Here is a 16,659-nt window from a genome sequence, read left to right on the forward strand (position 1 = left end):
CCTCTTATAATCTCGTACATGAATTGATTCGCCCAGCATTTTCCACTACCACAGACTGCCCTAATTGAATAATGTCACGAATTCGAGGGTCGGTCACTTTATAATAAACAAATTTCCCTTCTTTACGAGAAGTTACAAACCCACAAGTTTTTAAACATATCAGTTGATTCGAAATTTGTGATTGCTTCATATTGAGATCTTCCACCAATTGACTTACATTTTTTTCTTCATCAAGTAATGCTAATACAATCTCTAGTCTTGCCGGGTTTGATAATCCATAAAAAAACTTCGAGGCTGTTTCACTTTGTATTTCCTTAATATATGCTTCATCCATTTTATTACCTCTACCTCATTTATTCCTTTTATATTATCATATTATAATATTGTGATATGATAATTCAAATATTTAACAATAGAAATATCATAAATAACAAATTTCCTCTACTTTTTCAAAAACCCTCCATGTTAGTTGGAGGGTTATCTACATATTTATAAGAGATTTAGATATTGTTTTTTAATAACAATTTCCACTCTTTGTTTTACCACTATTTGTGGTACGGTTCTCCTTTAATAATCCGAAACCCCCGATAAATCTGCTCCACCAATACTAATTTCATCAGCTGATGCGGGAATGTCATCTTGGAAAACGACAACTTCTCATTTGCGCGCTGCAAGACGGAGCTGTGTAATCCGAGTGATCCGCCAATTACAAAGACTATCTTACTTTTGCCGTACGTCATGAGTGATTCCATACTGACTGCGAATTCTTCCGAAGTTTTCATCTTTCCGTCGATTGCCAGTGCAATGACATGTGCATCAGGAGCAATTTTCGCCAGGATTCGATCCGCTTCTTTCTTTTTAACGATTTCCATATCGGCTTCACTCAACGTTTCGGGTGCTTTTTCATCTGCCACTTCAATTAATTGCATTTTTGCATAGCTGTTCAGACGCTTTATATACTCTTCAATCCCTTGTTTTAAATACTTCTCTTTTAACTTACCCACGGTTACAATTGTTATATTCACAGTTTATCCACTCGCTCTCCAAAAGTTATACACAATACTTATGCACATATCCACAGGGGCATCTACATATTGTGTCCGATATTTTGTTCCCTACTACATGTGAATCTCTCTGACTATTCCATCAGCTATTTGTGGATAACTTTCCACTCACTATTTTTTTTGAATAGAAATCCCATTTTTATGTGAAATATGAAAAGACCCCAATCTATTGTCCTGTAAGGGTTTAGCACTTGTCACTTTCGTTATTTTTACTATTTATTACACATTTTCTTTTACACAATATTATACACATAATTTTGATTTTATCCACAATTGGATAAGTCCAAAAAAAATCAGGCATCACAGCGCGTTTTCGCCGGATGCCTGATGTGGACTAAAAGTTGTTCACTATGTGGACAATGCTGATTCAGCTTAGAATGTATTTCCGTCCTTCAATACCATTTCTAATTCCATTTTCTTACCGTCTCTGTAGACGGTAACTTTCAGCTGATCGCCAATTTCTTTTTTATTATACAAATACTTACGCAGACTGACCATATCCGTCACTTTCTCTTCATCAAGCTGCACGATGGTATCATACTTTTCCATTCCTGCTGCCACAGCCGGCGAGTTCGACATAATATCGGTGACCACAACGCCTTCTGTTATGTCTTTAGGCAGCTTCAATGTCTGCTGCTGTTGCTGAATCGGTATTTGTTGAAGATCCAGCAATGATACACCCATCGTCGGGCGGTTTACTTGTCCTGTTTCCTCTAAGTGTTCAATGATCGGCAGTGCAATGTTAATCGGAATGGCAAGTCCGATTCCTTCCACTGTCTCCTGCGAAATTTTCATGGAGTTGATGCCGATTAATTGACCCGCCATATTGATCAGAGCGCCGCCGGAATTCCCCGGGTTGATGGCTGCGTCAGTCTGAAGAACGTCAGCCTGCCAATCGATGATGCCGTCTTTGTTTAAATCCATCGGAATGGAACGGTCTTTGCCTGAAATGACGCCGACAGTCACTGAACCTGCAAATCCCAGTCCCAGCGGGTTACCGATTGCAATCACGGATTCACCGCGTTTCAGCGTATCTGAGTCGCCAAATTCTACTACTGCATCCACGTCTTTTGCATCAATTTCAACCACTGCAAGGTCTGTCCATAGATCACTGCCGATTAATTTACCTTCTGTTTTCGTTCCATCATCAAATGTCACTTCCAGTTGCTCGGAGTTTTCAACGACATGATGATTAGTAACGATATACGCCTTATCGCCTGACTTTTTATAAATAACGCCAGACCCAGATCCCGCTTCTTGTGTCGTTTTTCTGGCCGACCAGAAGTCCTGGACAGTCTGGATGTTCGTAATGCCGACAACAGCCGTTGCCACCTCATCCACTACATCCGTTACTTCCGACGAGATATCCATCGGTATTTGTACGTGCTGTGAGTCAGGTGTATTCTCTGTTTTCGCCGACTGCACCGCACTGTCATCAGCTGATAAGCCAGCAGCATACGTCATAAGTGCAAATACAATCGCGCCGCCCAGTAATGCGCCAAACAGTGCCGGCCAAAATTCTCCTTTGCGCTTTTGTTCACGTTTCGGTTCTGACGGCTGGCTGGGCTGCCACTCTGTTCTTCTTTCATCATCCATTCGCTTTTCCTCCTTATGAGAACGTATTCCTACCTATACTGTACCCAAATGAATGCCTGAAAACCCGAAAAGCCTCACTAATTAAGCAAGGCTTTTCGCAATTTCTTCAGACTAGCACCAGCTCGGTCGGTTCTGCGGCATCGGTATCATGCAAATGCACAAATTCCCCTGCACGAATACCGCAGTCTTCCAATGTCTGTGCTACGCTCATGCGCGCCAAGTCTTTCATATTGTTATCCAGACTGAGATGGGCTAAATAAATCTGTGTATTTTTTTCGGCCACTACCTCGCTCATCGCAACTGCCGCATCCTCGTTGGATACGTGGCCTACATCACTCAGAATTCGGCGTTTGATGGACCATGGATAGCGTCCCATCTGCAGCATACTGACGTCATGATTGCTTTCAAATACAAAGCTGTCAGCCCCCTGTATATGGCCTTTCATACGGTCACTTACATAGCCCGTGTCTGTAATAATCGCCAGTTTGCGGCCGCCTTCGTTGAACGTATAAAACATTGGGTCCGCCGCGTCATGGGATACAGCAAATGATTGAATATCCAGTGATCCGAATGTTTTCACCGTTTCCATATCAAAATGGAAGCGCTGATCAACAGGAATCTCACCTACAAGACCGTCCATCGCCTGCCACGTTTTTGCGTTGGCGTAGATTGGTGTTTTATATTTCCGGGCGAGTACACCGATTCCTTTAATATGATCACTGTGTTCATGTGTGACGAAAATGCCGTCAATATGTTGCATGGAGCGATTGATCGATCCGAGCAAACCTTCAATTTTTTTACCGCTCATTCCGGCGTCTACGAGAAAAGCATGCTCATCTGTCTCTATATATAGCGAGTTGCCTGTACTGCCGCTCGCTAAAATGCTAAATCGCATGTGGAAAACTCCTATTCTATTTGTTCTTCTAACATCTCCGGCTGGAACTCGATGACTTTTCCTTCAATCGCGTTGATGAAGTAATGTTCAATCGTTCCGTCCTTCAATTTTACCTGAACGTTCCACGTTGGTGCAAATACTTGGGTCTCCGTCAATTGAACGAGTGTTGAATAACCTGATTTCACCTGCATTACCGTGGAATCAGGTTGGAGATAGCCGCGAGTAACAAGCGAAGTCACTGCATCGTCTTGCGACAGCAAGTCCTTTTTATGATTGAAGCTTAAAAACTCCTCAAGCATGCGCTGTTCATAATGCGTGACTTTCCCGTCGTCATCCCAATGGACAATTAGCATGGCGTTGGGACTGTAAAATATTGTTTCATTTTTTACACGCTGAAAGAATACAGCACGTTGATCTTCTTCATCCAGCTCCCATAGTACATACTCTTCGCCTTTGAGCACATATTTGCTCAAAAACTCGTCAAACTCCAGTTCACCTTCATCATTCTTGATACTTACTTTCTTTTTCATGCGGGACAGTAATCTGGACTTTTCATCCCAGCTGAATGACTGGTTGCTTAACTTATCAAGTTTTTCTTCTGAAAATGTCGCGATATGAGCAGATAAATAAGAAACCTCTTTTTTACTAAAAGGGATTGGATCATACGTAATATTTTCAAGCCGAAGCGTTTCTTCTACGGATGTTTTCCCGAGCACTTGCATATCTCCAACACCCATTTGCCTATCCAGATACAGCCAATACAAGAAGACGTTCAAGATCGAGAAGACGATGATGAAAATTGTTTTGGTTCTATTCCAATCCACTCGATCCACCTCCTTGCAAGTCACCCGGCATAAAGCGCAGCCAGTTATCTTTGATCAGATAATACCAGCATGGCTGTAAAATAATCAGTTTTTTCTCCACGTCATGAATCATGAAATAACCCGGTGTGATTTCCTCGATCAGCTCAAAGTCCAGCTCTTCTGATTCACGCAAAGCTTCCGCCACTTCCACTCCTGAAGGCAGCTCCTCTTTTACAGCCTCAATATTAACGTCCAATGAGTAGTACGGACGTATATACTTAAAGACCCGGTTATCCCCCCACGTCTCCGTAATTTCATTCGTGCCTGAATGTTCGCTGAAGACCGGCAAACCCTCGGCGTACAGCTGAAACTTTACGTAACGGGATATTGGATTCATATAGGCATAGCGGAATTCATCAGTCCAGCCGCCGTGTTCATTGACAAAATCAATTGTATTCAGCAGCAGTTCGGATGGAATCGCAATTTCCTGGCTTTCCACCGCGGGCATGACATAACTCAGCCTTTTGATCTCTGTATTGACATTCATAAAAGCATGGTCGTCCCCGTATTCCTCGTGGGTCGGATCCACCTGACTCCGCCGTACTGCGTTTGGATCACTGAACAGTGCATCGCGGAATCGAAGCGGATTAATTTCTTCCTGATAATACGTATTGCGTGTAACCTTTACAGGATTTTTTGGCACGGCCAGAAATGTTGCATTGCCCCGGTCGATTTCCGCATATTCCTCAAATGACTGGCCCACATCCACTACGTTGCGCAAGAAGCTCGTTTTATTCGGCAATGTCACTTGCGCCTGGTAATGCAGGCCGCTGATCTCACTTAGCATATGAATAACTGGTGCCTGCGTCGATCGGCTCCAGTCAATGACGAGCCGGTTAAATGTGGCCTCCGGTATACTCGTATCATCGACAAGCAGTACATTATCATAGACCAGCATAGGCACTTCGCCGGGAAAATAAAGTGTCATCTGGCTGGGCTGCCTCAGGACCCTCGCAATATCTGCTTTGTTCATATCCTGGCTTACCAGCTGCAAATTCGACAGATGCCATGTATTCATTTCAGCGAGAATGGTATCAATCTTTTCCGTATTTACAGAACCCAGCACCTGATCTTTTAAATGGGTAAGCAGTTTATATGGCTTAATAATTTCATCAATTGTCTTTTTCTTCGATATAGATATATCTACAGTTTGTGACTGCTCAAGCGGTTCGTAATTCGGCGAATAGTTCCAGATCGTAACCGTGAACAGGACGCTCAGCGAGACGAGCAACAACAGCACAATAGATTTAATTGTTTCGATGCGTTTCAATCCCACTCACCGTCCTCTTGTTGTTCAAAGGGCAGTTTAAAGAAAATGGTTGTGCCTTTCCCTTCTTCACTTTGTGCCCAAATATCTCCCTTGTGCGCTGCAATCATTTCCTTCGCGATTGCCAGGCCGAGGCCTGTTCCGCCGAGTGCTCGTGAACGCGCACGGTCTGCACGGTAAAAACGGTCAAAAATACGATTGACATTGGATTTCGGGATTCCCATTCCGTCATCTGAAATCATCACTTTAATATAATCACCCGAGACAGTCACGCCAAAACGGACTTCTCCGCCGTCTGGCGAATATTTCAGCGCATTGGAGATGATATTGTCGAGTACTTGCGTTAATTTGTCGGTATCAATTTCAACAAACAGACTGCTCGAATACAAGTTTCGTGTAAAACGGACATTTTGCGACTTGGAAAATTCAAAGCGCTCAATGACTGCATTAAAGAACCGGTTGAATTCCACCCATTCTTTGTTCAGTTCATATTCTTTGCTGTCCATTCGGGATAGTTTCAGCAGGTCATTGACCAGGCGAATCATCCGCTCTGTTTCATTTTGTGTAACACGCAGAAAGTTCGGGGCGATTTCTTCATTTTTATATGCCCCTTCAGCCAATGCTTCCAAGTAACTTCGCATTGTTGTCAGCGGTGTCCGTAATTCATGGGATACATTCGATACAAATTCCCGGCGTTCCATGTCAATCTTCTCCTGCTCCGTATTATCATGCAATACGACAATCAGACCGTTGACAAAGCCAGTTTCACGCTGCGTGACAGAAATGGTCGCCCGCAATATATATGATTGCTCTTCTGTACTGAAGTCCAGCGGTATTGACTCATTTAGTTGAATCAGCTCTTCAAACGTATACTCATCTTCAATTCCAAGGATACTGGCGATTGGACGGTTGATGACCAGATCATTTGTTACATTCAGCATTTGCAGGGCAGAATCGTTAATCAGGCTAATCCGACCTTTACGGTCAGTCGATATTACACCGTCTGTCATATTTTCAAGAACGGATGTCAGTTTCCGCCTTTCACTCTCTGTTGTAGATTGTGATTCCTGCAGCTGATTGGTCAAGTGGTTAAAGGCGATGGCCAGCTGACCCATCTCGTCCATTCCGTACACTTTAACTTTCCGTGTGAAATTCCCTTTTGCCATTGCCTGTGCCTGCCGCCGCATATCCGAAATAGGACGGGTAAATGCCCGGGCAATGAAGATTCCCACAATGATTGTAATGGTCAGTGAGACGGCCGCGGCTCCCGCCAATATTCGGTTGATCTCTTCGATTTGCTGAAAGACGGACTCGATATTGGCTTCCACGTATAAGGACCCTACAATTTCATTGCCATTAAAGATCGGTTTAGCGAGGGAGAGCACCCGGTTATGCGACTGCGGATCAATTTCCACGACGTCTTTTATCGTCTCTGATGTGATGGACTTACGCACATTGTCATTGGTCGAATGCTGCCCGACCCTCGTTTGATTTTCAAATGAAGACGATGCCAAAATACGGTATTTCGAGTTAATTACACGTATTTCAATAATATCATCTGAAGTGAACTCCGCCAGAACGTTTTTCAGGCTTTGTTCCAGTGTCGGATCATCGTCTTTACGCTTTTTTGTAATTTCTTCCCGAACGCTGAACTCGACCAGGTTCATCCGGTCTACAATCGAGTTCGTAAAGTTTTCTTTCAGTGTTTGTTCCAGTTCACGGGCAAAATACAGCCCGATAATCTGCATGGCTACAAGTATGAGAAGTACATAAATCAAAACAAACTTGACTTGAATTGACCGGAAAAACCCTACTTTCTGCATAGCGGCTTACTCCTGTTCCGGGTCGCGCAAGTAATAGCCTACACCGCGTCTGGTAACAATCCAGCTCGGATGGCTTGGTGTATCTTCAATTTTTTCGCGCAGGCGGCGAATCGTGACATCGACTGTCCGGACATCACCGAAATAATCATAGCCCCACACAGTCTGCAATAAATGCTCCCGTGTCATGACCTGGCCGATATGTTTTGCGAGATAATACAGCAGCTCGAATTCGCGATGCGTTAATTCAATCGTTTCTCCGCGCTTTTGGACAAAATACGCATCCGGCTGAATTACCAATTGACCCACGGTAATATCGTTTGTCTCTTCTTCCTGGTCTTCTGCCACAGTTTTTGCATGGCGCCGCAAGTTTGCCTTTACGCGTGCAATCAATTCTCTCGTTCCGAATGGCTTCGTGACATAATCGTCAGCTCCAAGCTCAAGCCCTAGCACTTTATCAATTTCCGAGTCTTTTGCGGTCAGCATAATAATAGGAAAATCATATTTTTTCCGCACCTCCCGGCATACTTCCATTCCGTCATGCTTCGGCAGCATGATGTCGAGCAGCATGAGGTCCGGCTGTATTTCTTCTACACGGTTAATGGCCTCTTCTCCGTCATATGCGCAGAAAACGTTAAATCCCTCTTTCTTTAAGTTGAATTCTATGATGTCTGCGATGGGTTTTTCATCGTCTACTACAAATATTGTTTTATTTTGCATGGTCAAATCCTTTCTCGCCATAAACGGCGACCGGTTTTTAGACGGTTTATTAAAATGAGAATCTTGCTTAAAAAATATAAACATAGGGTATTCTGCATGGAATAATTACATGATTTTCTATGGTTATAATCTTAGTGTCAAGCTGAAAATTATCTTTCCGTATCCTTTAACTCTATCACGATTAAGGCAAAATCGCACTTTTTTCAAGCGGCTTTGGCTTCGCAGACACTATGAAAAACAGCACATCCTTTTCTATGGCAATAGAGAAAGGACGTGCTGTATAGATTAGTACGACGGCGGCGATTCGTGCTGACTCCAGTCGATATTGAGGAATTTATTGTATTCCTTGGCGAAAGCCAGAGTTACCGTTCCTGTCGGGCCGTTACGCTGTTTCGCAATAATGATTTCAATCATGTTCTGCATTTCAGTTTCTTTATCATAGTAGTCTTCCCGGTAAAGGAAAGATACGATGTCGGCATCCTGCTCAATACTTCCTGATTCCCGTAAGTCAGACATCATCGGACGTTTATCCTGCCGCTGCTCGACTCCGCGGGATAGCTGGGATAGTGCGATGACCGGCACTTTCAGTTCACGTGCCAGCGCCTTCAATGAACGGGAGATTTCGGATACTTCCTGCTGGCGGTTATCGCTGCCGCGGCCGCTTCCCATAATCAGCTGAAGATAGTCAATCATGATCATGCCTAAGCCGTGCTCCTGCTGAAGGCGTCTGCATTTGGAACGGATTTCATTGATCCGGATACCCGGGCTGTCATCGATAAAGATGCCGGCATTTGATAAAGAGCCCATAGCCATTGTCAGCTTACGCCAATCATCGGCTTCAAGGTTCCCCGTACGAAGCACTTGCGCGTCAATATTGCCCTCTGCACACAGCATACGCATGACCAGCTGCTCCGCGCCCATCTCAAGACTGAAAATCGCAACATTTTCTTCTGTCTTCGTCGCCACGTTTTGCGCGACGTTCAGTGCAAATGCTGTCTTACCGACAGACGGACGGGCCGCCACGATGATTAAATCGTTGCGCTGAAAACCCGCCGTGATTTTATCCAAATCGCGGAAGCCCGTCGGAATACCAGTTACTTCACCCTTACGGGTATGCAGCAGCTCGATATTGTCATACGTCTCCACCAATACGTCTTTGATATGACGGAAGTCGCCGGCGTTTTTCCGGTTGGATACTTCCATCATTTTTTTCTCGGCCTCGCCAAGCAAAGCTTCTACTTCATCTTCCCTTGTATAGCCGTCTTCCACAATATCCGTTGCGACACGGATCAGTCTGCGAAGTAATGACTTTTCCTCTACGATATTCGCGTAATAGACGATGTTTGCAGCAGTAGGCACCGCATTCGCAAGCTCCGTAATATACGAAATACCGCCGACGTCTTCCAGCTCATTTTTCACTTTAAGCTCTTCAGCAATTGTGACGAGATCGACAGGCTGTCCTTTATCGCTCAAGATGAGCATAGTTTCAAAAATCTTTTTATGCGCAATCCGGTAAAAGTCTTCGGGCAATAAAATTTCAGATGCAGTAATCAATGCCTGCGGTTCTAAAAATATTGCCCCGATGACCGACTGCTCTGCTTCGTTGTTATGGGGAGGTGTGCGCTCGATCATCTGGTTCAAGCTAAATTATCTCCTTATCATTCTTCTGTAACATGCACTTTAAGCGTAGCTGTTACATCAGGGTGTAGTTTAATCGGCACATTCGTAAAACCGAGTGCGCGGATTGGTTCCGGTAATTCCATTTTGCGGCGGTCAACTTTGATTTTATGCTGTTTCTCTAAAGCTTGTCCGATTTGTTTTGATGTAATAGAACCGAACAGACGGCCATCTTCTCCGGATTTCGCATGCAGTTCAACTGTCAGCTTCTCCACTTGCTCTTTTACTTCTTTTGCTTCTGCCAGCTCTGCAGCCGCGTCTTTCTTCTGGCGGTTCTTTTGACCTTCCAGCTTGCTCAAGTTACCTGGAGTTGCTTCAATTGCTATATTGTTTTTCAGCAGAAAGTTCTGTGCATAGCCTGTTGAAACCTCTTTCACTTCACCTTTTTTCCCTTTTCCCTTAACATCCTTCAAGAAAATAACTTTCATCCTTCATTTCCCCTCTCCACATATTGGTCTATGGTACTCTTCAACATATCTACTGCTTCTTCTATAGTGTCTGCCGCTAATTGACAGGCTGAATTTGTTAAATGACCCCCGCCGCCCAAGTCTTCCATGATGACTTGCACGTTAAGTTCGCCTAATGAACGGGCACTGATGCCGATTTTTCCGTCATCCCGTTTTGCAACAACAAAGGATGCGGAAATACCTTGCATGGTCAGCAGGATATCTGCCGTCTGTGCAATCAGCACGGAACTGTGCACGACTTCATCCTGCCCTTTCGCTATTGCAATTTCACCGTTGCCTGCAAATTCCACAGTCTCAATCAGTTTGGATCGTTCAATATATGTCGCAATATCTTCTTTTAACAAACGCTGCACGAGTACCGTGTCCGCACCATTCGTCCGTAAATAAGAAGCGGCTTCGAACGTCCTCGCGCCTGTCCTTAGTGTAAAGCTTTTTGTATCCACCACAATCCCCGCAAGCATCGCAGTGGATTCAAGCATCGTCAGTTTTTCGTTCTTCGGCTGATACTCCAGTAATTCGGTAACAAGCTCCGCCGTGGATGACGCGTACGGTTCCATATAGACGAGCACTGTATTGCTGATGAACTCTTCTCCGCGGCGATGGTGGTCAATCAAAACGACCTTCTGCGCATTCTCAAGGACTTTTTCTTCGATCACCATGCTCGGTTTATGCGTATCGACAATAACAACCAGTGAACGCTCGGTCATCAGTTCCAATGCTTCTTCCGGCATGAGCATATGATCATACAACTCTTCATCTTTCTGCACTTCATCCATCAGACGGCTGACACTTGCATCGAGCTGATCAAAGTTGACGACCACATAGCCTTCCACACCGTTCATCCGTGCCATCTTCCGCACACCGATCGATGCGCCGATCGCATCCATGTCCGGCATTTTATGGCCCATAACAAATACACGGTCACTGTCCTGTATCAAATCACGCAATGCGTGTGAAATGACACGGGCACGCACACGGGTGCGTTTTTCGACAGGATTCGTCTTCCCGCCGTAAAACTTCAGCTTGCCGTCATGATGCTTGATCGCGACTTGGTCACCGCCGCGCCCGAGAACTAAGTCAAGACTCGACTGTGCCAGCTCACCAAGCTCTGTAAGCGACGTAGTGCCTGTCCCTACCCCAATACTCAATGTCAGCGGTACGCTGTGTTTAGAGGTGTTCTCACGGACTGTATCGAGCAGCGCAAACTTGGTCTTCTCGAGTTTCTCCAGCGTGCCTTCATTGAAGACAGCCAGGAAGCGTTCAGAAGAAATGCGTTTAACGAAAATGCCGTATTCATCTGCCCATTGATTGACAAGGGATGTGACGAGAGAGTTCATATGGCTGCGTGTCTGGTCATCCATTGTCTGAGACAGTTCATCATAGTTGTCAACCAGTAAAATTCCGATCGTCGTACGGTCCGCATAATACAGCGACTGCATCTTTACACGTTCTGTTACGTCAAACAGATAGAGCAGTTTTTCTTCCGGTTTATAATAGACGCGGTATGATCGGTCATTCAATATGATTACATCCTGCTCATTATCTTCTTTCGTCACTTGACGGAATGTTTCATTTATCTCATACAGTGATGATCCGACCCATGACTTGTCGGGGTAGATGGAGCTGACAAACGGGTTGACCCATTCCACCAGCTGTTTATCATTATCGTTCAGCAGGATAATCCCGATCGGTAGTTCCAGTAATGCTTCTTCCCCTACCTTTTTCATTCGATAGGACAGAGTTTCAATATATTTTTCGGTTTCCAGATAGCTTTCATTTTCTACTTTCCAGGCGATCCCGAGTGCCAGCGCATACGCAACGGCAAAAAACAGCCCGATCCAAAAGTTGTTGAGCATCAGCAGTACGGTACTTACTGCTCCCAAAAGAGAAACGAATGTCAACGGAATCCGTACTGCCCTTTTTTTATAAAATAAATTCAATATCTCATCTCCTACGCTCTCTTGTCTTTATCTATCCATGCACGAATGTTAATGGCGATATCCAACACACCCAGCATTACGGTGAAAGGGCTGAGGAACATGGCGAGTAATGCAGCCGGCACATTGACAATTAGCGGCAGCTTCATTTTCTGCAATGCATAGTAAATTAACGCCAAACCTTGTAAGAAGAATAAGAATCTAAAGATGAGAATGGCATTTGCCTCCATCAGATAAAACGTCGTCCCCTGTTCAGGCTGCGATAAAATAGAAATCAGCAGCAATGCCAAGTAGGCAAGCACTGTGGCAAACGGCAGACGCATAGACCGGAAGGATGCAAACTTAGGAACCTCAAAACGCAAACGTGACGCGATTGCCAGAATGGGCATAACGAAAAAATAAGACGCTATGAAAACCGATAAGATAAACAGTGACGGCACTATGGTCTGATAATACGTAAACGCCTCCGCTACAACCCGTTCCATATCCCTTGTCGAATTTCCCATTCCCGCCAGAATAACGAGTGCTTCTTCTTGAATCGTTTCAAATTGCTGCAGCAGCTGATCAATCGGATTAATCTTCATGAACCATACCGTACCTAGGTACAGCAGGCTTAGTGAAATGAGCAATGCGACGCCTGTTGCCATGAATACATACAGTTTTGACTTGCCTGTGCGCACAGTATCACCGATCACGAATCCAACCAGACTCAATACAATAGCCGAAGGGATGGAGAGCAATCCGCCAATCAGCAAGGTGATGAGCCACGTGCATACTGTCACCAGCAGGGTGGAAAGCCGGTCATAACGCAAACGATAAAGTGTAACAGGCAACGGAATCAGCAACAATGTTAACATGCCGAGTAATGGTACGTATAAAGTCAGCGCCAGTAATATGGCGAAGAGTGCTACCATCATAGCACCATACGTAATTCTCCTTGCTTGATCTTGCATATCTACGCCTCAATTCATTCATTGCTTCTTTTGCCGACCGTCGAGACCGGCGGACAAAGTGTGATGTTCCTTCATTCATATAAAGTCACATTCATCCTTCTAATTGTATCATGATTTGGTGCGAAATCAAAAGCACAGGCCGGTTTGTCTTCCAGTTAAATGGATGTTTTATGCTAGTCATTTCTGACAAATTATATAAAAAAACCGCCACTGACTGAGTAATTCAGTCAGTGGCGGTTTATATATTACCGCTCTTCTTGTACGAACGGAAGAAGTGCCATAATGCGTGCACGTTTGATTGCAATCGTCAATTTACGCTGGTATTTAGCGCTTGTACCAGTAACTCGACGAGGCAACATCTTTCCGCGCTCAGAGATAAACTTCTTCAGCAAATCTACATCTTTATAGTCGATGTGTGTAATGTTGTTAGAAGTGAAATAGCAAACTTTACGGCGTCTGCGACCTCCACGACGTGGTGCCATAATTGTTGTCCTCCTTCCTTTTTGCGTATTCGTGAACCTATTTCAATCAGAATGGCAAGTCATCATCAGTTACTTCGATTGGACCGCCGCCCGGCTGGAATGGATCATTATCGACACGCGTCATATTTTGCTGATTCGGTTGGTAGGATTGCTGGTTGTTGTACCCTTGTCCCTGATCTTGCGGTGCATTATAAGAAGGAGCTCCGCCACCGTATGATGGCGTCTGCTGACGTTCTGTATTGGCACTGCGCGGCTCCAGGAATTGGGTACTGTCCGCAACAACTTCTGTCGTGTAAACACGCTTACCGTCCTGGCCTTCAAAGCTGCCCGTCTGAATACGGCCATCTACTCCGGCTAGACTTCCTTTTCGTAAATAATTCGCGATATTTTCAGCCTGTTTACGCCAAGCTACACAGTTGATGAAATCAGCTTCCCGCTCTCCCTGCTGGTTAGCGAACGCGCGGTTCACAGCCAGCGTGAAACGAGTCACAGCAATTCCGGTCTGTGTATATTTCAGCTCAGGATCTTTTGTTAATCGGCCAACTAAAACGACACGGTTTATCATTCAGAATCAAACCTCCCTCATCATAAATTTAAATTGTTTATATCAGATTACGCGTCTACGCGAGTTGTCATATGACGAATGATACCTTCGTTGATGTTTGCAAGACGTGTAAATTCATCGATTGCTTCAGCACCAGCGTTTGCAGTTACTAATTGGTAGTAACCTTCACGTAAGTCGTCGATTTCGTAAGCAAGACGGCGCTTGCCCCACTCTTTCGACTCGATGATTTCCGCTCCGTTTGAAGTTAAGACGTTATCAAAGCGTTCAATCAACGCTTTTTTCGCGTCTTCCTCTAGAGTTGGGCGCATAATGTACATAATTTCGTACTTTCTCATCAATAGTCACCTCCTTATGGACTTGGGCCCTACTTTTACAAGTGGGCAAGGAGTAAGTAAATTTAATATTACTCACATCAGTTTATACTATCACACACGGATTGGAATAACAACCCTTAATATACTATACTGAATGAATTAAGGAGTGATTTCACATGGAGGAACAGCAGCCTGCAGTTGTCGAACTTGATCTGCAGAAGATCGCTAAGCAAAGTCTTTGGCTGACTTTTATTCCGCTGATCATACTTTTGGCAATTCGTTTCTTACTGCAGGGCGAATTACTATTGTCTTTTTCATTTTGGTATGTCGTTTATGCTCTCGTCGGATACATCGTTCTAATTGTGATTCATGAATTTTTTCATTTGCTCGGTTTTCGCATGTTCTGCAGCGTTCCATGGAAGAACATGGCGTATGGCGTTAATTTAAAAATGGGCGTTGCGTATGCGACGGCAGACCAGCTGATGGACAATAAAGGAATCCGCAAAGCGCTGCTCTTGCCGTTTTGGATGACGGGTGTGCTTCCAGCTGTTATTGCGCTCTATCTCAACGACGGGGTACTGCTGTTGCTCAGTGCCATGCTCATTGGCGGAGCCGCCGGAGACTTTGCGATGTATAAGGAACTGAAGAAATTCCCAGACCATGCCATGGTGAAAGACGACCCGGAACAGCCGAAGCTGTATGTTTATCCTGCAGATTGAAATGGATAGGCTGTCAGCGGGATATAAAACGGGCAGCTGGAGTTTCCGTCTCTTCGTACTTGCACATTTACTGGCACTGACATTTAGCACAAGCCTTGAAGATACCCTGCTTCAAACTTCAAAAAGGGCTGATTCTCATCGTGAGAATCAGCCCTTTTTGTATTATACGTTGAAACGGAACAGCATAACGTCCCCGTCTTTAACGATGTATTCCTTACCTTCCAGTCGAACTTTACCTGCCTCTTTCGCAGCTGTCATAGAACCATACTCTACCAGATCATCGTACGCCACTGTCTCGGCACGGATGAATCCGCGTTCGAAGTCTGTGTGGATGATGCCGGCACATTGCGGCGCTTTCATGCCTTTGATGAATGTCCATGCGCGCACTTCCTGCACGCCTGCCGTGAAGTACGTCGCCAGTCCAAGCAAGTTATATGTTGCTTTGATTAACTGATCAAGACCTGATTCCTTGATGCCAAGCTCTTCAAGGAACATTTCCTTTTCGTCATCCTCCAGCTCAGCCATCTCTTCTTCGATCTTTGCACAGACTACGATTACTTCTGCATTGTCCTTCTCCGCAAAGTCGCGCACTTGCTGCACATACGGATTATTATCGGCGTCTGCAATTTCATCTTCCGAAACATTCGCCACGTAGAGCATCGGCTTGATCGTCAGCAAGTGCATGCCTTTGACTACCTGATATTCATCATCCGTCAGTTCAACAGAACGTGCCGCCATTTCATTTTCAAATGCATCGCGCAGTTTGATTAGGACAGGTTCTTCAACCATCGCAGCTTTGTCCTTTTGTTTAGCCATTTTCGATACGCGCGCCAAACGTTTTTCAACGCTTTCCATATCAGCAAGGATCAGTTCCAGATTGATGATTTCAATATCATCGATCGGATTTACTTTACCGGACACGTGTGTAATGTTTTCGTCTTCGAAACAGCGAACTACCTGACAAATAGCATCCACTTCACGAATATGTGAAAGGAATTTGTTACCGAGCCCCTCACCTTTACTCGCGCCCTCTACGATTCCGGCAATGTCCGTAAATTCAAATGCCGTCGGTACAGTTTTTTTCGGTGTAACCAGTTCCGTCAGCTTATCTAAACGCTCGTCCGGCACTTCAACGATTCCTACGTTCGGGTCAATCGTACAGAACGGGTAATTCGCCGCCTCCGCTCCTGCCTTTGTAATTGCATTAAATAAAGTTGATTTTCCCACGTTCGGAAGACCCACTATTCCGGCTGTCAACGCCATTCTCCCCACACCTTTCTTATCTATCCAAAGCTTGCATTATTTCATAGTCAACCACTT

17 protein-coding genes are annotated in these 16,659 nt (G+C 44.8%); 1 reads left to right on the plus strand and 16 read right to left on the minus strand.

Features of this window, described 5'->3' with window-relative positions:
• Positions 1 to 4: 4 nt before the first annotated feature.
• From SporoP33_RS09155 to rpsF, 15 genes are all read right to left on the minus strand, one after another.
• Positions 5 to 334, minus strand: coding sequence for an ArsR/SmtB family transcription factor (locus SporoP33_RS09155; protein ID WP_081243428.1), 330 nt, complete (start codon positions 332 to 334; stop codon positions 5 to 7).
• Positions 335 to 545: 211 nt separating this feature from the next.
• Positions 546 to 1,025, minus strand: coding sequence for a 23S rRNA (pseudouridine(1915)-N(3))-methyltransferase RlmH (gene rlmH / locus SporoP33_RS09160; RefSeq protein ID WP_081243429.1), 480 nt, complete (start codon positions 1,023 to 1,025; stop codon positions 546 to 548).
• 411 nt (positions 1,026 to 1,436) lie between these two features.
• Positions 1,437 to 2,660, minus strand: a complete 1,224-nt coding sequence (locus SporoP33_RS09165) for a S1C family serine protease (RefSeq protein WP_081243430.1) — start codon at positions 2,658 to 2,660, stop codon at positions 1,437 to 1,439.
• A 106-nt stretch (positions 2,661 to 2,766) separates the two neighbouring features.
• Entirely contained in the window at positions 2,767 to 3,555 is a 789-nt protein-coding gene (locus tag SporoP33_RS09170) for an MBL fold metallo-hydrolase (protein ID WP_081243431.1), read from the minus strand.
• An 11-nt stretch (positions 3,556 to 3,566) separates the two neighbouring features.
• Positions 3,567 to 4,379, minus strand: a complete 813-nt coding sequence (locus SporoP33_RS09175) for a two-component system regulatory protein YycI (protein ID WP_081243432.1) — start codon at positions 4,377 to 4,379, stop codon at positions 3,567 to 3,569.
• On the minus strand, positions 4,366 to 5,694 hold the full coding sequence (locus SporoP33_RS09180; RefSeq protein WP_081243433.1) for a YycH family regulatory protein: 1,329 nt from the start codon (positions 5,692 to 5,694) through the stop codon (positions 4,366 to 4,368). Before SporoP33_RS09180 ends, SporoP33_RS09175 begins: the two co-directional genes overlap by 14 nt.
• Entirely contained in the window at positions 5,685 to 7,508 is a 1,824-nt protein-coding gene (walK, locus tag SporoP33_RS09185) for a cell wall metabolism sensor histidine kinase WalK (protein WP_081243434.1), read from the minus strand. Before walK ends, SporoP33_RS09180 begins: the two co-directional genes overlap by 10 nt.
• Before the next feature lie 6 nt (positions 7,509 to 7,514).
• Positions 7,515 to 8,225: a response regulator YycF gene (gene yycF / locus SporoP33_RS09190; RefSeq protein WP_081244817.1), complete on the minus strand. Its 711-nt coding sequence runs from the start codon at positions 8,223 to 8,225 to the stop codon at positions 7,515 to 7,517.
• Between the two features lie 285 nt (positions 8,226 to 8,510).
• On the minus strand, positions 8,511 to 9,857 hold the full coding sequence (dnaB, locus tag SporoP33_RS09195) for a replicative DNA helicase (protein ID WP_369821975.1): 1,347 nt from the start codon (positions 9,855 to 9,857) through the stop codon (positions 8,511 to 8,513).
• A gap of 26 nt (positions 9,858 to 9,883) precedes the next feature.
• On the minus strand, positions 9,884 to 10,330 hold the full coding sequence (gene rplI, locus SporoP33_RS09200) for a 50S ribosomal protein L9 (protein WP_081243436.1): 447 nt from the start codon (positions 10,328 to 10,330) through the stop codon (positions 9,884 to 9,886).
• A complete protein-coding gene (locus tag SporoP33_RS09205) occupies positions 10,327 to 12,309 on the minus strand; it encodes a DHH family phosphoesterase (protein ID WP_081243437.1) in 1,983 nt (660 codons plus the stop codon). Before SporoP33_RS09205 ends, rplI begins: the two co-directional genes overlap by 4 nt.
• Positions 12,310 to 12,320: 11 nt before the next feature.
• Positions 12,321 to 13,259, minus strand: a complete 939-nt coding sequence (locus SporoP33_RS09210) for a YybS family protein (protein ID WP_081243438.1) — start codon at positions 13,257 to 13,259, stop codon at positions 12,321 to 12,323.
• Positions 13,260 to 13,504: 245 nt separating this feature from the next.
• Positions 13,505 to 13,744: a 30S ribosomal protein S18 gene (rpsR, locus tag SporoP33_RS09215; RefSeq protein WP_196796916.1), complete on the minus strand. Its 240-nt coding sequence runs from the start codon at positions 13,742 to 13,744 to the stop codon at positions 13,505 to 13,507.
• Positions 13,745 to 13,787: 43 nt separating this feature from the next.
• Complete coding sequence (ssb, locus tag SporoP33_RS09220; protein ID WP_081243440.1) at positions 13,788 to 14,306, minus strand: single-stranded DNA-binding protein; 519 nt, start codon at positions 14,304 to 14,306, stop codon at positions 13,788 to 13,790.
• A 47-nt stretch (positions 14,307 to 14,353) separates the two neighbouring features.
• Positions 14,354 to 14,641: a 30S ribosomal protein S6 gene (gene rpsF / locus SporoP33_RS09225; RefSeq protein WP_081243441.1), complete on the minus strand. Its 288-nt coding sequence runs from the start codon at positions 14,639 to 14,641 to the stop codon at positions 14,354 to 14,356.
• Between the two features lie 155 nt (positions 14,642 to 14,796).
• On the opposite strand from rpsF, the gene SporoP33_RS09230 reads away from it, so the two are divergent.
• On the plus strand, positions 14,797 to 15,339 hold the full coding sequence (locus SporoP33_RS09230) for a DUF3267 domain-containing protein (protein WP_081243442.1): 543 nt from the start codon (positions 14,797 to 14,799) through the stop codon (positions 15,337 to 15,339).
• A gap of 162 nt (positions 15,340 to 15,501) precedes the next feature.
• On the opposite strand, the gene ychF is transcribed toward SporoP33_RS09230, so the two are convergent.
• Positions 15,502 to 16,602, minus strand: coding sequence for a redox-regulated ATPase YchF (ychF, locus tag SporoP33_RS09235; protein WP_081243443.1), 1,101 nt, complete (start codon positions 16,600 to 16,602; stop codon positions 15,502 to 15,504).
• Positions 16,603 to 16,659 lie beyond the last annotated feature (57 nt).

It is taken from the genome of Sporosarcina sp. P33, from assembly GCF_002077155.1.
Lineage (GTDB): Bacteria > Bacillota > Bacilli > Bacillales_A > Planococcaceae > Sporosarcina.

Bases quoted from the DNA above. Each gene is read 5' to 3' on its own strand.
- SporoP33_RS09155 (WP_081243428.1), bottom strand. From the start codon at position 334: ATGGATGAAGCATATATTAAGGAAATACAAAGTGAAACAGCCTCGAAG.
- SporoP33_RS09165 (WP_081243430.1), bottom strand. From the start codon at position 2,660: ATGGATGATGAAAGAAGAACAGAGTGGCAGCCCAGCCAGCCGTCAGAA.
- SporoP33_RS09170 (WP_081243431.1), bottom strand. From the start codon at position 3,555: ATGCGATTTAGCATTTTAGCGAGCGGCAGTACAGGCAACTCGCTATAT.
- walK (WP_081243434.1), bottom strand. From the start codon at position 7,508: ATGCAGAAAGTAGGGTTTTTCCGGTCAATTCAAGTCAAGTTTGTTTTG.
- yycF (WP_081244817.1), bottom strand. From the start codon at position 8,225: ATGCAAAATAAAACAATATTTGTAGTAGACGATGAAAAACCCATCGCA.
- dnaB (WP_369821975.1), bottom strand. From the start codon at position 9,857: ATGATCGAGCGCACACCTCCCCATAACAACGAAGCAGAGCAGTCGGTC.
- rplI (WP_081243436.1), bottom strand. From the start codon at position 10,330: ATGAAAGTTATTTTCTTGAAGGATGTTAAGGGAAAAGGGAAAAAAGGT.
- SporoP33_RS09210 (WP_081243438.1), bottom strand. From the start codon at position 13,259: ATGCAAGATCAAGCAAGGAGAATTACGTATGGTGCTATGATGGTAGCA.
- ssb (WP_081243440.1), bottom strand. From the start codon at position 14,306: ATGATAAACCGTGTCGTTTTAGTTGGCCGATTAACAAAAGATCCTGAG.
- rpsF (WP_081243441.1), bottom strand. From the start codon at position 14,641: ATGAGAAAGTACGAAATTATGTACATTATGCGCCCAACTCTAGAGGAA.
- SporoP33_RS09230 (WP_081243442.1), top strand. From the start codon at position 14,797: ATGGAGGAACAGCAGCCTGCAGTTGTCGAACTTGATCTGCAGAAGATC.
- ychF (WP_081243443.1), bottom strand. From the start codon at position 16,602: ATGGCGTTGACAGCCGGAATAGTGGGTCTTCCGAACGTGGGAAAATCA.